Annotated in this window: 17 protein-coding genes; all 17 read right to left on the minus strand. The window is 65.2% G+C overall.

The window, feature by feature from the left end:
• Window positions 1-175: 175 nt before the first annotated feature.
• The 17 genes from FBZ87_RS01535 to FBZ87_RS01615 all read right to left on the minus strand — a co-directional run bounded on the left by FBZ87_RS01535 (window position 176) and on the right by FBZ87_RS01615 (window position 14,945).
• Window positions 176-2,857, minus strand: a complete 2,682-nt coding sequence (locus FBZ87_RS01535) for a hypothetical protein (protein WP_145608607.1) — start codon at window positions 2,855-2,857, stop codon at window positions 176-178.
• Between the two features lie 129 nt (window positions 2,858-2,986).
• Window positions 2,987-3,499, minus strand: coding sequence for a hypothetical protein (locus FBZ87_RS01540; RefSeq protein ID WP_145608609.1), 513 nt, complete (start codon window positions 3,497-3,499; stop codon window positions 2,987-2,989).
• A 69-nt stretch (window positions 3,500-3,568) separates the two neighbouring features.
• Window positions 3,569-3,778: a hypothetical protein gene (locus FBZ87_RS01545; protein WP_145608611.1), complete on the minus strand. Its 210-nt coding sequence runs from the start codon at window positions 3,776-3,778 to the stop codon at window positions 3,569-3,571.
• A gap of 11 nt (window positions 3,779-3,789) precedes the next feature.
• Window positions 3,790-4,116: a hypothetical protein gene (locus tag FBZ87_RS01550; RefSeq protein ID WP_145608613.1), complete on the minus strand. Its 327-nt coding sequence runs from the start codon at window positions 4,114-4,116 to the stop codon at window positions 3,790-3,792.
• A gap of 4 nt (window positions 4,117-4,120) precedes the next feature.
• On the minus strand, window positions 4,121-4,858 hold the full coding sequence (locus FBZ87_RS01555; RefSeq protein WP_145608615.1) for a hypothetical protein: 738 nt from the start codon (window positions 4,856-4,858) through the stop codon (window positions 4,121-4,123).
• Window positions 4,859-4,861: 3 nt separating this feature from the next.
• Complete coding sequence (locus FBZ87_RS01560) at window positions 4,862-5,083, minus strand: hypothetical protein (protein ID WP_145608617.1); 222 nt, start codon at window positions 5,081-5,083, stop codon at window positions 4,862-4,864.
• A gap of 21 nt (window positions 5,084-5,104) precedes the next feature.
• Complete coding sequence (locus FBZ87_RS01565; RefSeq protein ID WP_145608619.1) at window positions 5,105-5,527, minus strand: hypothetical protein; 423 nt, start codon at window positions 5,525-5,527, stop codon at window positions 5,105-5,107.
• 14 nt (window positions 5,528-5,541) lie between these two features.
• Window positions 5,542-6,048 (minus strand): hypothetical protein, encoded by a 507-nt coding sequence (locus FBZ87_RS01570; protein ID WP_145608621.1) that lies wholly within the window; start codon window positions 6,046-6,048, stop codon window positions 5,542-5,544.
• A complete protein-coding gene (locus FBZ87_RS01575) occupies window positions 6,045-6,629 on the minus strand; it encodes a hypothetical protein (protein ID WP_145608623.1) in 585 nt (194 codons plus the stop codon). Before FBZ87_RS01575 ends, FBZ87_RS01570 begins: the two co-directional genes overlap by 4 nt.
• 57 nt (window positions 6,630-6,686) lie before the next feature.
• Window positions 6,687-8,204: a hypothetical protein gene (locus tag FBZ87_RS01580; protein ID WP_145608625.1), complete on the minus strand. Its 1,518-nt coding sequence runs from the start codon at window positions 8,202-8,204 to the stop codon at window positions 6,687-6,689.
• Window positions 8,205-8,306: 102 nt separating this feature from the next.
• Complete coding sequence (locus FBZ87_RS01585; protein ID WP_145608626.1) at window positions 8,307-9,242, minus strand: HK97 family phage prohead protease; 936 nt, start codon at window positions 9,240-9,242, stop codon at window positions 8,307-8,309.
• A gap of 4 nt (window positions 9,243-9,246) precedes the next feature.
• Window positions 9,247-10,689, minus strand: a complete 1,443-nt coding sequence (locus tag FBZ87_RS01590; RefSeq protein WP_145608628.1) for a phage portal protein — start codon at window positions 10,687-10,689, stop codon at window positions 9,247-9,249.
• Between the two features lie 139 nt (window positions 10,690-10,828).
• The gene (locus FBZ87_RS01595; RefSeq protein ID WP_145608630.1) at window positions 10,829-11,209 is read right to left on the minus strand and encodes a hypothetical protein; all 381 of its coding nucleotides are present in this window, start codon (window positions 11,207-11,209) and stop codon (window positions 10,829-10,831) included.
• A gap of 215 nt (window positions 11,210-11,424) precedes the next feature.
• On the minus strand, window positions 11,425-11,823 hold the full coding sequence (locus FBZ87_RS01600) for a hypothetical protein (protein ID WP_145608632.1): 399 nt from the start codon (window positions 11,821-11,823) through the stop codon (window positions 11,425-11,427).
• A gap of 20 nt (window positions 11,824-11,843) precedes the next feature.
• On the minus strand, window positions 11,844-12,869 hold the full coding sequence (locus FBZ87_RS01605; protein ID WP_145608633.1) for a hypothetical protein: 1,026 nt from the start codon (window positions 12,867-12,869) through the stop codon (window positions 11,844-11,846).
• Window positions 12,870-12,880: 11 nt separating this feature from the next.
• A complete protein-coding gene (locus FBZ87_RS01610; protein ID WP_145608635.1) occupies window positions 12,881-14,467 on the minus strand; it encodes a terminase family protein in 1,587 nt (528 codons plus the stop codon).
• The gene (locus tag FBZ87_RS01615) at window positions 14,385-14,945 is read right to left on the minus strand and encodes a helix-turn-helix domain-containing protein (protein WP_145608637.1); all 561 of its coding nucleotides are present in this window, start codon (window positions 14,943-14,945) and stop codon (window positions 14,385-14,387) included. The genes FBZ87_RS01610 and FBZ87_RS01615 overlap by 83 nt, the downstream gene beginning before the upstream one ends.
• Between the last annotated feature and the right edge of the window lie 318 nt (window positions 14,946-15,263).

Below are 15,263 nucleotides of genomic sequence, written 5' to 3' on the forward strand. Positions count from 1 at the left end.
CGCGAGGGAGACAACCGCGTCCGCCCTTGGCGGAGGGGGTAGCGTAAATGGTGGTGGGGGCGGAGGTGAACCACACCCGGCCAATGCGGCCAAGCTCAACCCCACCACGGTCATCCTATATCGCACCTGACTACCTCCCCTCGCTGATACCGCCGACCATGGCTCTGGCGCAGTATTAGAAGGAAAAATTTCGCTTTTGCCCACGCAGCGCCGATACCAGCTTGTCGCCATGGCGATTGAAGAAGCTGGCCACGTCGCGGCTGTCCATGGCCTGGACAGTGAAGGTCACATTGGCGCCACCACCGGTGCCGGAAACAGCATTCGTGTTGGCGACACCGCGGCCCGGCAGGTTCAGGTTGGCGGCGGCGTAGGCCGGCACGGCCAGGTTGGGCAGTGTCTGGGCCGCCAGCGCCGACCGGAGGGGCGAGGCGATGCTGGCCGGCAGCACCATCTCGTCCTTGTGCAACTCCGTCAGCATGCCATCGGCCGGCACCCGCCCCCAGCCGCCGGCAGCACTGGACAGGCTGCTGGTCAGGCCGGAGATCGCCAGTTGCACAGCGGCGGAAATAGCCGGCGCGACCCACCACGCCGGCCCGGCGCTGGCGGAGGCGTAGGCATTGGCGGCGCCGGTGGCCGCCGCATCTTTAATCTGGGCGGTCGCGGTCTCCACCGACTGCGCCATGGCCTTGGTGGCCGTGTCCTGGTCGGAATCCTGCCTGATCAGGTTGCTCATGATCCAGGCGTTGGCCTGCTTCTCGGCCATGCCCACCAGTTCAGACAGGGCGGATTTCGCCATGTCGCTGACCGCCTGGCGCACCGTCTTGGTGCCGGTGACCAGCCCCTGCACCATGGTGCCCATGGATTTGGTGATGCCGCTGACCGTCTGCTGGTATTCCTTCTGCTTGTCATGCTCCAGTTGGTGCGTGATGTCACGATCCTGCTGTTCAGCGGCCCGCCTGATCTTTGCTATCTTCTCGTCGTAGTCCTTCGCGACGCTGGCTTCTTCCCCGGATGCGGCGGCTGCAGCCAACGCCTGCTGCCTGTAACCTTCGAGAATGGCCACTGTAGCGTCATTCTGCGCCTTGACCTCGGCTCGCTTGGCGGTGGCAACTTCCGCCAGGGACATATTCTGGAGCTGGCGTTTCTGCTCCTGATCCTTCGCGTATCGCTGCCAATCCTCGTTACTCTGGTCAATGTCCTCTTTCGCCTTGTCGTCGAGGTATTTGCGCACGGTGGCCAGGTCCGTCTCCTGAGCTTTCCTTAAAGCATCGGAACCTTTGCCGTAACGCTCTTGTTCTTTTGCCGAAAGCTTGGCGAGAATGTTATTGTGGTCATCCATGTTCCGGAGGCTGTCCTGCAGTTGTTTGCGCAGGTCCGCTGTCTCCTCATCCAAAGTTGCCTTACGGGCGGCGGTAATCTCCTTTTCGACCCGTCGTGCCTCGGCTGACCGCGCGCCATAGTTGGCCTTGACGAAATCCAACTCCCCAGCCAACGCTGCTTCCCGCTCAACTGAGCCTTCGCGGGTGGCGGCCACGCCATCGCGGATGTTTGCCAATTGGTCGCCCAGCGCCTCACGAGCCCGCCGGCGCCGCTCCGTGGTGGCGGCCTCTTCCTGAGCTTGACGAGCGCGGGCGGCCGCGTCGGCCTGCGCCTTTTCCTCAGCCGCAATGCGCGCCACTTCGGCGGCCCGTGCCCGCTCCGCCTCCGCCGCCCTTCCATCGGCCTCCTTAGCCTTCTGGTCCGGACCAGGGGTTTTCTTTAACGAGTCGACACGGTTTCTGGCGACTTCGACATCCTGGTCTGCCTGATGACGCTCCTGAGAAAGGCCGCTCCAGCCGTTGTCCTCCTCGAAAAAGCCCCTCCCAAGAGCCTCTCGCTTACGTATCGCCTCTGCCAGATCGTGTTCCGCTTGGACCAGGGGGTCGTATCTCTGGCTAAGGGCGTGCATCAGTATCGCGCGCTCGGCCAGCAGATCGTTGTTCTGCTTGGCGGCGCGCAGCGCCTGTTGATCGCTGACCGTCAGGAAGTTCAGGGCCTTGTCCAGCTCCAGAATGGCATCCGCCCCGCCCTTATAGGCGCCGGCAAGCGCCTGGGCGACCTTGTCCGCCCCACCCAAAGCCGGCGCCAGGCTCGCCAGCATACCGGTATAGCCCTGCAGCTTGTCCTTCTCTTCCACCGACGCCACACCGATGGACCGGATGGCATCCACGACGGCCGCGGCGTCCTTTTGAGAAAGGCCAAAATCCTCATGCAAAGAATTAATCCAGGCCTCAACCTGTTCCGCCGAACCGGTGGCGCCCAGGCCCACCGCCGTCAGGTGGCCGGAGATGTCCTTCGACAACTGCTTGAGCTCAACGAAGTCACCGATCACCACATAGGCGGCGGTCCCCAGCGCCGTCAGCCCGAGGCTGACAGCAACCCCCACCGGTCCGAATTCCGCCAGAGCACCAACCACCGCAGGCGCTTGCTCGACAATGGCCAGCAAGGGATTGGTCCCATCCCGGATTTCCTTGCCCATGGACAGGGACGCGCCACCCAGGTCCTTGAAGGCACCCGCGACCTTCTTGAAACTGCCTTCCGTCTTCTCCTGTGCCTCGGCATCCTTGCGGCTAGCCTCGGCGTGTGCGCTCGCCTGGGCGGTGGCCTCCGTCAAGGCCGAGGATGCCGCGGATAGCTGCCGGGACGTTTCCGCCATATTGGCGGACAGGCGGGAGGCGACCTCCTTAAGGGCCTGGACGTTGTTCTGTAGTGTGACAGCGGCATCGGTGGCCTGATCCATGGCCTGACCGCCCTGGGTGGCCGCCTTGGCCAGCCCACTAGCGTCGCCGTCAATTTGGACAGTCACTTTATCGGCCATGGCATCCCCGCAAAAACGCCACCCCATGCGGGGTATGGCATTCTTTCGTTCTAGTGGATATCAAAATCTATTTAAGACAATATTATTCATGTCAGGAAATTTAAGATGATTAAACATCGTCTATTTTTATTAATTGTTCCGCATTTTCATCAATTCCTCCAAAGCCGGTACATATCTTATTGTGGATTCGCACCACGAACCATTAGTTGTAATCTTTATTTTTGATATAGAGCCTGACCAAAAATAGGAATGATACCCTTCCTTCACAGATTCCTTCATTGGCTTGCCATATTTATTCATATATACATCGAGCAAATTGCCGCAATTCGAGCGTGACAAGTACATACCTACGAAATTCCCTTTATATGCAAGCAAGCGAACGTCATCGCCGCGCCCGTCAACAGGGAGTTTCTCATTATTCGGCTCATACGAAGTTATGCCGACTTTTCCCTCTGGCGAGTTGGAGTTATCCTTCTTCTCCAATCCCAGGCGTTGAATGTGGTCCGCGAGAGGGCTTCCAAACGCGATGCCATCAAAACCCGTCGGCTCATTTGGGAAATGCTTGCCATAGAGAAAATAGGCCCCCGCGCCCGCCATGAACACAACAGCCGCCGCCGCACCTGTCAGATACTTCTTATTCATTTTCGCCCCCTGTTGCCGAAGTGGCAATATTCAACAAACCGAACAAAATAGCAACAACTTCCACAACTTTCAGCCGATATTCCCCTCGCCGAACATCGCCAACAAGTCCGCCAGCCCCATTTCATCAGCTGGTGGCGGCCCTCCAGATTTGATGCCCAGATAGGCCGCCACCATCAGGTGAACCGGCGGATGGTGGCGCCAATAGCGCCACAGCGCCTGGTAGCGCGGTAGGGTGAACTGCCGCTCCACCTCGTCCCAGGCGCCACAGCCTGACGCCACCAGCTCCGCAGTCAGGTCGTCGATGTCGTCGACGATCCCGCCTGCGGTATCGGCTCCCCCGTCGGAATCAGTCCCGACTCGCGCAGGATGCCCACCACCGCCGACACCAGGGCCGGGAACTCGGTGGCGGCCAGTTTCTGCTCAATGGCCTCAGCCGTCAGGTCGGGCGCGGTACTTTTCAGGGCGGCCGCCACGATGCGGATGCCGGCGGATGCCTGGTCCACCGGGTCGGTCAGCAGGGGTAGCCCCTTGATGTCGGCCCACGCCGCCTTGAGGGCGGCGAAGTTCATGGGCGGCACGGGATAGTCCGTGCCCCCGATCACCACGTTGGCGCCCATGGTCTTAACCCTGGACGCTGAGCTTGCCCACCGTGCCCGAGGGATCGGCGAAGGCCATGAAGTCCAGCTCCGGCTGCATATAGTCGCCCTGCTTGGTCGCCAGCTGCAGCTTGCTGGAGGTGCAGGCGTTCAGGCTGAGCACAAAGTTCTGGCCACCGAAGGGCGTGGTCAGCACGCAGGAGAAGGTCGGGGCGACACCCTGCAGCTGGTTGCTGATCGTGGTGACGGTGCCGCCGGTGGCGCTGGTGTAGCTGTAGCTGATCAGCAGGCCGGCGCCGGTGTCGGCGGCAGCAAAGGTGTAGGTGCCGCCCGACTGGCTGTACTGGCCGGTCGTCGGCGCGCTGGCCACCTTGGCCAGCGGCACGCCGGTGGCGGCGAACACCACGCCCTGGTCGGCCTGGAAGCCGGTGCTGTTGGCCACCGTGACGGTGTAGGGGTTGGTGGCCGGCACGCTGGCCGCTTCATTCAGGGCCACCAGCTGCTGCCCCGTGGACTGGCTGCCGCCGAAGAACAGGCTGTTGAACAGGGCGCCCTGGATCTGGCCGGTCTTGGCCTTGCCCTGGATTTTGGCCTGGCCGCGGGCAACGGACACGGGGAACTGGTTCTGGCCGTACAGCTCCTTGAGCGTGAAGTCGATATCGACGGAGACGGACTGAAGGGTGCCGAACTGAATGGGGGTCGCGTTCGCCACACCGATGGGCGTGCCGAACAGGGAACCGGCGCCGAAGGAATATTGGGGCATGGATCAGATCTCCTGCAGGATGCGGGCCTTCAGCCCATCCAGGGTGGTGACAAGGTGGTTGTAGGCGTCGGTCACCCGCGCCACGGGCGAGTTGTGGATTTCCTCCGCCAGCCAGGCGGCCACCGCCCGTTCCAGCCGTTCCGGCCAGTCACAGGGGGCCGGAACGGAAACGGGCAAGGGTTCAGCGGCGGCGGCCGTATCGGCCGCCGCATCGACATCGGTCATGGCAAGCATCCTTGATAACGATTAGGGAATGAGCAGGTGCAACGGCACGATGGCCACGGCCTGGGAGCCCAAGGCCCCCTCATCCGTGGTCACCTGGCCCTCGATCCAGCAGTCGTAGACCAGCCCGCCCAGGGTCTGCTTGTCCTGGCCGGGCGGAGGCCGGAGGGCGGCCTCCACCGCGTCCAGCAGGGGGTTCAGCACAACGGCGCCGGCGGTGTCGTCGTCCGGCGCCTGGGCGTAGAGCAGAATGTCCACCCGCAGCACGCGGTGGGCCGGGAGAGTGTCGCGGCGCGTCACCTCCTCCCCCCGGCTCATCAGGAACAGGGCGGGCTGCTGTGCCGGTGACAGGTCGTTCCACAGCCGCACGCGGCGGCTGGCGGTGGCGAAGGGCGCCGCCGCTGTCAGCCGGGCGAACAGGGCGGCATGGATGTCCTCACGGGCCATGATGGGTCCTGGTTTCAAGAATTGAGCTGATTGGCGGCGGCCGTGCCGATGGCGTCGGCCAAGGCGGCGCGGATGCGGTCGGCGTTGTCGGCCAGGGCAGATGTCAGGAAGGGATGGCCGGCATAGTCGACGCGCCGGTCATAAGCCTGGACCGGGACGCTGACCGGGGCGATGGACCGGCCGAAGGCTTGGGTGATGGTGCGCAGATGCGCCCGAACAGATTCCGTGCCGTGAAAGCCGTATTCCTGGAAGGCCGCATAGGCGGCGGCAGGCGAGGAGTCGTCCACCGTCACCCCCGCCGTCGCCGCCAGGCCGTTGACCGTCAGCGTGGGAATGAGGGCCCGGCTGAGCGTGCCAGACCCGCCCTTGACCTGACTGTCCAGGCGGGCACCAGCGGCGTTGGCCAAGGCTTGCGCCTGAATCCCCATCACCTCGGCCAGCGCGGCGCCAATCACCGTCGGAAGGGCCGTCAGGCGGTCTTGCAGTTGGACAAGACCGACGACATCGACGCCGCCGCTCACAGCGGCGCCACCCGGCGATAGGGTGCCAAGGCGGCCGCCAGGCTGTCCGGCATTTCCTTTTGCAGGTAGCTGGTGGTCTCCCCGCCATGGGCCTTGGAAACCAGGCCAACGCGGTCGCGCTCGCGATATCGCAGGGCCACCAGTTCCACGCACGCCTGTTCCAGGATGGCCGGCAGGGGGTCGTAACCGGCCGTCCAGGTGACAGTCACCCGGCGGCGGCCTTTGGGAAATACGCCGCCGGTCAGCACCAGAGACAGGCCATCGTGGGCGTAGCCGTAGGCCAGGGGCTGATCCGCCGCCTGGGTGGGCACGGGCGTGCCGTCCACCGCCACCGCCATCACATCCATCACGGGATAGTAGGGCAGCGGCAGCACGGCGTTACCCGTGCCATCCAGGGTTTGGGTGTAGGTGGCCAATGACGGGTCCCGGCCCAGCCAAGCGCGAATGAAGCCGCTTTCCGCCTGGATCAAGCGCGTCAGCAGGGCGTCATCCGCCGTGCTGGTCAAGGGTGGGCTGAACCACGCCTTGACCGTGGCCACGTCGGCCAGGGGTGGAGGAGTGAGCGGCGTGGTGTCGTCCATGGGCAGCAACCTCCGAAGAGGCGGGGCATGGGACAGGCCAGCCCCGCCCGGCCCGCGTCAGCCGTTGGCGATATTGGTGATGACGCCGAAAGCCGGCGGGAAGTAGTTCTGCAGCACGCCGTCGCAGTAGACGCCGTACTCGTACCGCCGGGTGCGCAGCGGCCATTCGATCTGGTAGTAGTCGCGCCGCATGCGCATCTGCGTCACGTTGGTGACGTTGGCCAGGGGATAGGGCAGGCGCGTGGTGCGGAACAGGATGGTGCCCGCCGGCATGTTGGGATGCACCTTGATGTCCAGCGTCTGGCCGCCCACCATGCTGTAGCGGTTGAGGTAGGTGCGCACCATGACACCGCCGCCCAGCAGGGCCTGGTCGGTGTTGAAGACGAAGCGCTGGGCGGAGTTGGCGTTGCCGGTCAGGATCTTGCGGCTGATGGTCTGCGCCTCCTGGCTGCTGACCCAGATTTCCTGGGGCGACAGGCGGTAGTTGTCCCAGAAGGCTTTCAGCGCCGTCTCGATCTCCACGATGCCGCCGGCGCCGTCGGCGGTCAGCGGAGTGCCGGTACCGGCCGTGCCCGTGGGCATGACCTGGACATAGGCGTTGGAGCCGCCCTTGAACGCCTGGTACAGCAGGCCGTCGAAGGACAGGCTGTTCTGGCTGTTGTCACCGCCACCCAGACTGGCGGCCGTTTGGGTGCCCACCGCCAGGTCGGTGATGACGACAGAATTGATGGTGGTGATGGCGCCCAGCTTCTCCGCCCCGGCGGCACCCCAGAACCAGGCATAGGCGACGGCACCCGCCAGCGGCGCCACGGTGGCCGCCAGGCTGCCGGCCGAACCGGTGGTGGTGCCGGTGGCGGCGGTGGACGGCTTGGCGGCACCGCCGCCGAACTGGTCGCTGGAACCATCGGCGTTGGTACGGGTCATCTGGCCCTGGATGCCGCCGGTGACCGAGCCGTTGAGATAGCCCTCCAGCGTCAGGCCCACGGCGATGACGGACCAGGTGCCGGCCGCCAGCGCGCCGCCGCTGTTGGACGCCGTGACCACGGGGGTGGCGGTGGTGCCCAGCGCCACCGAGGCGTTGCCGCCCAGGATCATCTGTTCTTCCTGGATCATCAGGCTTTCCAGCAGGTTCTGCACCGCCAGCGCCCGCACATCGTCCAGGCCTTCGGCGGCATAGTCCGCCTCGAAGTCCACGCTGGCTTCCAGGCCCAGGCCCCGATAGACGGCGTTCATGTCCTGGGTGCGGACGGCGATGACGCCGCCGCGGTTGCCGCCGGACACGCCGGCGCGCACGCCGGTGGTGTTGACGCCGGTGATGGCCTTCCAGTTGGCCTGGATGCCGCCCCGGCCGGAGACACGGGGAATGCTGTTGCGCAGCGGCGTCAGCACCGGATAGAGCAGCTTGGCCCCGGGTTCCAGGTCATAGAAGGTCAGGCCCGAGGTGGGGCTGCCGGACTGGGTGAAGGTGGACTTGGCGAGGTCGTCGCCAGCCAGGCGCTGGCCCTGCGCAGCCTTGAAGGCCGCCAAGGTGTCCCCGGTGACGGTGGGGGGGACGGCGGTGGGAATGCCGGTCATCGATGTCTCCAACAGGGTGAAAAAGGCATGCGGCAGCCCACGCCGCCGTCAGGTGACGGGGCGGGCGAACAGCCGGGAAGGGATCAGGTCGGAAGGAAGGGTTTAGAAGGCCGGCGTCATGTGCGCCGGGTGGCGCTGCGCCTTCTTGATGGCATCCAGCGCGGTGGCCGGATCGTCCAGGGTGGTCTTGGTCGCGGCGGTGCCGGCCACGGCGGCTTTCAGCACATAGTCTTCGGCACGGGGCTGCGCCTCCAGCGCCTTAACACGCGCGGCCAGGGCGTCGCGCTGACGCAGCAGGCCGGCGCGATCAGCCCGGGCACGGTCCAGGGCCTTGCGCAGATCGCCGATCCCCAGGGCGGCGGTCTTGTCGTCCGGCGCTTCATCCTCCTCCGCGTCGGCATCATCGTCCGGCGCCTCATCGGTGTTGGCGGCCTCCAGGGCGGAGAGCAGCTCTTTCATGTCCTCGGCCGACAAGCCGGCCACGGCGGCGCTCAGCGCCTTCAGGATGGTGGCCAGCGCTGTGCAGTCGGCCAGGGCATCACAGTCCCCGCCGCCGTCCGTCTTCTTGGACGACGCGTCGGTATCGGTCATGTCGGTATCCTCCAGCTTGACCAGGGTGATGACGGCATCGGGGTTGGCCGGGCGGTCCACCAGGCTGATTTCCGTCAGGCGCAGGGCGGTGATGGTGTTGCGGTCGTCCGGGTCACGGGCGACGACCTTGCCGCCGATGGAAAAGCCCTTGTAGACGCCGGCCTTGACCTTGCGGATGGCCACAGGGTCCACTACCGTAGCGGTGATGCGGGTGCGGCGGTCGGCGCCCACCGCGGCCGCGTCCACCCGGCCGGCGGCCAGGGGCTGATGCATCTCGCGCAGGGGCCCCGAGCCCAAGCGTAGGAAGTCGGGCAAGGCCGCCTTGACGGCATCGGCCTCAACCACCTCGCCGTCGCCGTCCACGGTTTCGGTGGTGGCGATGCCTTCCACCATCAGGGTGCCGTCGGCCCCCTCCTCCACCTTGGTGAAATTGCCGAACAAGCGCATGGCGTCAGGTCTCCTCTTCAGGGCCAGTGGGGGCGGGGTTGGGGTCGGAAGTGGGTTCAGGGCGCACGTCGGGCTCCTGCCCTGGCAGGCCTTGCGTCGCCTGCTCCAACGGCACGGCCCCGCCACCGGTGTAGATCAGCGGCCGGTCGCCGCCGGGCACGGGGGGATAGCCGATGTCCGCCCGCACCTCGTTCAGGGTCTTGATGCCGGCGCGCACATGGATATTGGCGATGGTGGCGGCCTTGACCGGATCGACCTCGCGGGTGTCGTTCCAGGCGAATTCCAGGTCGGCGGCATCGAACTCGCGGTCCAGCACGTCGTCGATCAGTTCCTTGACCCACAACATGGTGGGCCCCAGCCCCTCCTCGTGCGCAGCGTCGTGGGCGGTCTGGGCGGTGGCGCGGTTCATCTGCGCCACGAAGGCCTGTGGACTGACGGAGAAGGCGAAGCACGCCACCCGCGCCAGCCACTCGTCAAACACACCCTTCAACTCCGGTTCCTTGATGGGGATGAAGGTGCGGGCGACGCCGCCGGGCACGAATTTGGCGTGGCGGCGGCTGGCGGTGTCCCCCTCATGCAGCGCGTCCCAATAGGTCTGGAACTGGCGGATCTGGTCGGGCGTCCAGGCATCGGGCACGCCGATCAGCGCCTCGGGGATGTTGCCTTCGGTGTAATATTGCAGCTGCCATATCTGCCGGCGCAGCGCGATGTTGACCGTGGTCTCGATCTGCTCCACCGGGCTCAGCCCATAGACACGGTGCGGCCGCGGGTTGCGCGGGGCGTAGATCAAATCGTCGGTGGTGTAGTCCACCGCCGGTAAGCCCTTCAGCTCTTGCTGATACGCCACCGCCGGCGGCAGGGGGGTGCGGCCGAAGGGGTCGATCACCCGCTTGATGGTGGCGCCGTCCATGACCTGCAGCGCCCGCGCCCGGCCGCCCAGGGTGCGCGCCACATAGAGCGTGGGCGCGTCGATGACCAGCAGATCCTCCAGCAGCAGGCGCAGCCAGCGCGACCAGGAATGCACACCGTCCGGCCGGCGCAGAAAGGCGGTCAGCGCCGCGATGCGGGCGTCGGGCCGCGCGTCGGCGGCGTTGGTGGTTGGCGCCGCCCCACGCACCCGGATGGTCCAGGTCAGGCCCGCCATCTGATCCTTGCGGGTTTCGATAAGCAGGCGCAGCAGGTCCCAGCTGTCGGCGAGCGCCCGCAGCGCCTCGAACCGCGTGCCCTCATAGGCCTTGGGCCGTTGCAGCAGGTTGTAGCCAGAGGGGAAGTCGAACTGCCGCCCCGCCACCTCTGGCGCCGAAGGCGGCAACGGGTCCAAGGGCCCGAACCAGGAGGAGGCGTCACCTGTCACCGTGTAGGAGACGGCCGCCCCCAGGGCGCGGCTGGCGCGGGCAAGAATCCCCGGCGCTACCGCGCGCCCCTTGCTGTCGCGGTTGCTTGACATGAGTTTCGTCTTTCGTGATGGAGGCGGGCAAGCGGAATTACGCCGTAGCATTTTCGCAGCGGAGTGTTTGACCTGAGGTGGAAGGATAGGGCGTGGTTAATGAACGACGCTTGAGGCGCGCGCCGGCTCCACCAGCTGCTTAGCCAAGGGCAAGGGCACCGCGATCGACAGCAAACCCGCCCGGCATCTCTTCAAAAGCGCTCCCACCATAGCCAGCGAGAGCCTCCCTGATCGCAGGGGTCGCCTGGCACCCAAATACACTCAATCGGCGCCACATGGGATGATGCTGGTCAATCGTATCCAGAAGGGAGATGAACGCGTTCTCCAGTGACGTCTTATCCGCCCTGGTGAAGACCGTGACCTGGTGAGCATGACCACCCTTGGCCCACAGCCGCTCGGCGGCTTCCCTGTTCGCGGGTGATTGACATAGCCAAACAGGATGCAGTCCAACGAATGCGTTGAGCCGCTCACCGAAATGGGGGTCGAAGGCCAGGACAACATCGTCGTCTAAGAATGGCATCTGCTCAGTCCCCTTTCCAAGGCGCCTCTTTCCGTCCTTATCGCATCAAAACAGATCGTCCGCTGCCCACGCCTTCACCTGGACCAAGGCTTGCGCCCTACTCAAGCCCCAATCCCGGCCCCCAGCGCCGATGAGATTCTGAACGGAATCCTGATCCAGGGCATGGAGAGCGGCGACATGTTGGAAACTGAGCCCGACTATACTATGCGTTGCCATCAAAGAACTTCGAATTCCCGCGCCGCCACCACCACGTCGCAACCCCAGGAGGGATTGAGAACGCACAACAGGATTTCGCTCTTTCTTATTTTACTGACGTAATCATTGATTGTTTCTGTTTCGGAAAACTCCGCACCATCCGACAACGTCAGCATCCACTTGATGAAGTGGGTTAAATTCTCAGCCACCTCGTCCTGGCCGGAAAAAATCTTAACATCGTGCACGACATTCTGATTGATGAAGTCAACGAGACGAAACTCCACAACACCAGAGAATCTTATCGCCTTCTTCTCTTTTCGCCCTTCGCGCATGAATTCAAGAATTAGGGTCGCATCGACCGGATCCCAACCGACACCTATCAATTCCGCGTCATGAAAACCTGACAAATTACGCATCATTACCCCCGTGAAAAGAGTTTTTATTCTTTCCCTGTCTCTTCTTTCGGCGGCCTAGGGTCGTCGTCCCTCAGCTTACGTCCATCCTGCCGTTTCGTTCGCTTGCTGCCAGGGATCGGCAGCCAGTCATGAGCGTGCGGCACTCCCCAATGATCATGATCATAATCTATATCGAGTATGGGATAGCCGTCAGGGCCATAAAGTCGTTGCTGGCCGCTGCCAGGGTTGATTGCCCAGGTTCCAGGCTCTCCTTCGTTAGGCGTTTTCGTCTTCTGCGAGAAAACCCTGTCGCCACCCGCCAGCGCAGCGATAACTCCCGGAGCCATCGCCAGACCATCGGGGCCTGCCTGTGCAAACGGGACACCATCGGGGGTTCGATATTGTCCATTAAGATCACCGCTGCCATCGTAGATCAGGCGCGTGTGCCCGTCGCCGTCCTTGACCGTCAAAGTCAATTGGCCTTCCGCGTAGCCGTAGTCCACGCCGGTACCTGGAACCTGACCGCTGCGTGTCTGGCCGATATTGCCGGGGATGAGGATGGCGCCCACAAGCGTGGCGCGGCCCGCTATCGTCCGCGCCACCGCCAGGGCGGCGTCCAGGGCCGCTGTTCCACCGGCACCGATGGAAGTCCAGGTCCCGGGCTTCGCATCCAGCGCACCAGCGGGAATCCGGGGCTGGGTCAGATAATTGGCGGTTGCCTGCTTGGCCAAACCATTCTCGTTCGCGCTCACAGCAACCACCCGTTCCGGCAACGGTGGTAGGCGGACATGCAACAGGGCGATGTGGGCACGGACCACGTCGCCCTCGGTCAAGGCTCTCGCGACCGCCGCGAGCGCAGGCATGCGGCCGACCAAGTTCACAGGCTCGCCGTAGTGACGCGACAGCGTGCTTTCCAACACCGCACGGTCGCGGGGCCGCCAGACGCCGGACGGCGACCGATCCAGCAGCGGCAGGTCGCCCAGACGGGCACCGGTATCGCCATCCATGGACGCACGCCGTCCATCACCGCCCGGCGGCGCCAGGTGGTATTCGGTGATCCAGGGATGCATAGGGACTTTCCTCAGGCCGGGGCGTGGGTTGCTGGGGCGGGGGGAACAAGCCCCGCCGCCATCTCCGCGTAGACGGCCAGCAGGCCGGTGCCGTCGCCGGCGGGTTGGGCGTGGGCCAGCACCAGGGCGTCGCCCTTGTCGGGGCTGCGGCCGATGCGGGCCTTGATGTCGTCCTTGGCCTCGATCTGGATGCCGCGCGCCGTCATTTTCCAGCGCGGCGCCACCAGATCGGCCAGCAGTTCGCGATCCGGTGGCAGGGCGAGGTCGGCACCCAATTCGGGCTCCAGCGCCTCGCGCAGGCTCCAATACCATTCGGCGCGGCGGTTGACGAAGCCCAGGCGGCCGCCCCGGTCGCGGGCGCCGCTGGCCGCCGCGGCATTCATCGCCACCATGCGCAGGCCGTGTAGGACGCCCAGATCCTGCACGGAGGCGCCGACGCCGATGGCGTCCACCTGCACCGCGACGCCGCCGGGCGTCTCCACGGCCGTGGCACCCGCCAGGCGCCGCAGGACGAGGCCTACAACGGCGGCGCCATCGGGTGTTTCGCGGCCCGGCACCACGTCCAGCGGGGCGAACCAGACCCCGTGCCGGGCGGCCAGCACGGTTCGGTCCCGCCCGCCCCGCGCCACATCCACGCCCAGCGCCACCAAAGGCGGGGTGGCCTCACCAGAAGGTTGCCAGCGGGCCATCGCGGCCTCCACCCAGGCGGTGGGGATGACCTGCCAGGGATGATCCTCCTGCCCCGCGCCGAAGTCGCCGCGCAGCATCTTACTGCGCAGCGGTTCCGGCAGAGACTGCAGGGTGGCGATATAGCCGGCCCGCATCATCACCGGGTTGTCCTCCACCCGCGCCGGGATGAAGGTGCGGGACTTCGGCGTCAGCACGTCGCCATCACCCAAGGTCACAGGTTCTGGTCCCGGGACCTCACGATCCTGGCCCTGACCGTCGGTGACGAACCAGCGCAGTTCGCCCGGTGCGGCGGGATTGGGATACGTCGGGTCCAGCCAGGGCGCCCAAAAGCGGATGACCCAGGCGCCCTCGGCATCAGTGGGCGGGTTACCGGCGCCGATGACGCGGCATCGCTGGGCCGGGTCCACGCCCGGGCCCGGGCGGTTCCAGCCCACCAGGAAGCGGAACTGCGCCTCGGTGAAGTGCGGCAGTTCATCGAAGGCGATCAGGTCGTGGGGGCGGCCCTGGTATTTATGTACATCATCGGCGTGCTGCACGGCGCCGAACTCGATGACCCGGCCGTCATCCAGGCGCCAGGTCCAATCGGACTTGGACCAACGCCCCCGGCCACGGAACAGCTGCTGCGCCCGGTCGGTGACGCCCTTCAGCTGGGGAAATTCGCGACGAAAAATGATGGACAGGCGGTGGCGGGTATGGGCGGCGCCCAGCAGCAGGTCGGTCTTGCCGCCGCCGGCGGCCCCACCGTAGTAAAGAAAGTCGGCAGCACTGGTTAGCGCCTGGGTCTGCGGCCCGGGAAAGGGCGCCCAGCGGGTGTGCGCCCGCCGCTCAATTTCCGCCCGAACCACCGTCAGGGCCCGGGTCAAGACCCGCCGCTTCCAGGCGGCGGAGAAGGGCTTCGAGTTGGGCATCGTTCAGGCTTTCCAAGGCCATGGGATCGATGGGCGGCGACGTGGCGCCACCAGCACGGGGGGACGGGCAATAGCCCTCACCCTCGCCTTCCAGCGGACCACCATCATCGACTTCACCCGGCTTGCCGCCCCAGCCCAGGCGCACCCGGCACCAGAAGATGAGCGAGGGGGCGTGGCCTTCCAGCGCCTTGGCGTACAAGGTTTCCACGATGCGGGCGTGGGCGCGGGCGGCGCCCATCTCTAGCTCCCGCCCGAAATGACGGCGCAGCGTGCGTGGGCTGATGCCCAGCATGCGGGCGATGACACCGCGGGGAACCCCTTTGCCGGCCAAGTCCGCCACCTCCGCCCGGCGACCATCGCTGATCACCAGGCGGGCGCGGGTGGCGCGGACGGAGGTGGGGGCGGGCAACACCGGAATGTCGGTTGGGGGATGAGAGGATAAGGTTTCAGGGCCCGCCCCCTGGACAAGGGACGGCATGGGCGGCGTCTTGCGCATCGGCACGGCGGCGCACCTCTCGAAGGCTGTGAGAATGAGAGAAAGCCACTCAGGCCAGCGGCACATTCAATCGCCCAGGCCCGAAAACGAAGCACCCGGCAAGGCGTTCAGCCTTTCGGGCGCAAATCGGCATCTCATATTTCGATATATAATGGAGCTGCGAAGTGAGGTCAAGCGTCTTTTACATGCACGTCACTTTTTTGTTGGTCCGCCCCTGGCAGCCACGATACCCATGATGCGCGCGACCTCCGGCCATACATGGCTGCATCACCGATAGTCATTTATCGCACTCGGATTTCG

Origin of the sequence: Nitrospirillum amazonense (assembly GCF_007828035.1) — a bacterium.
In the GTDB taxonomy this organism is placed as follows: Bacteria; Pseudomonadota; Alphaproteobacteria; order Azospirillales; family Azospirillaceae; genus Nitrospirillum; species Nitrospirillum amazonense.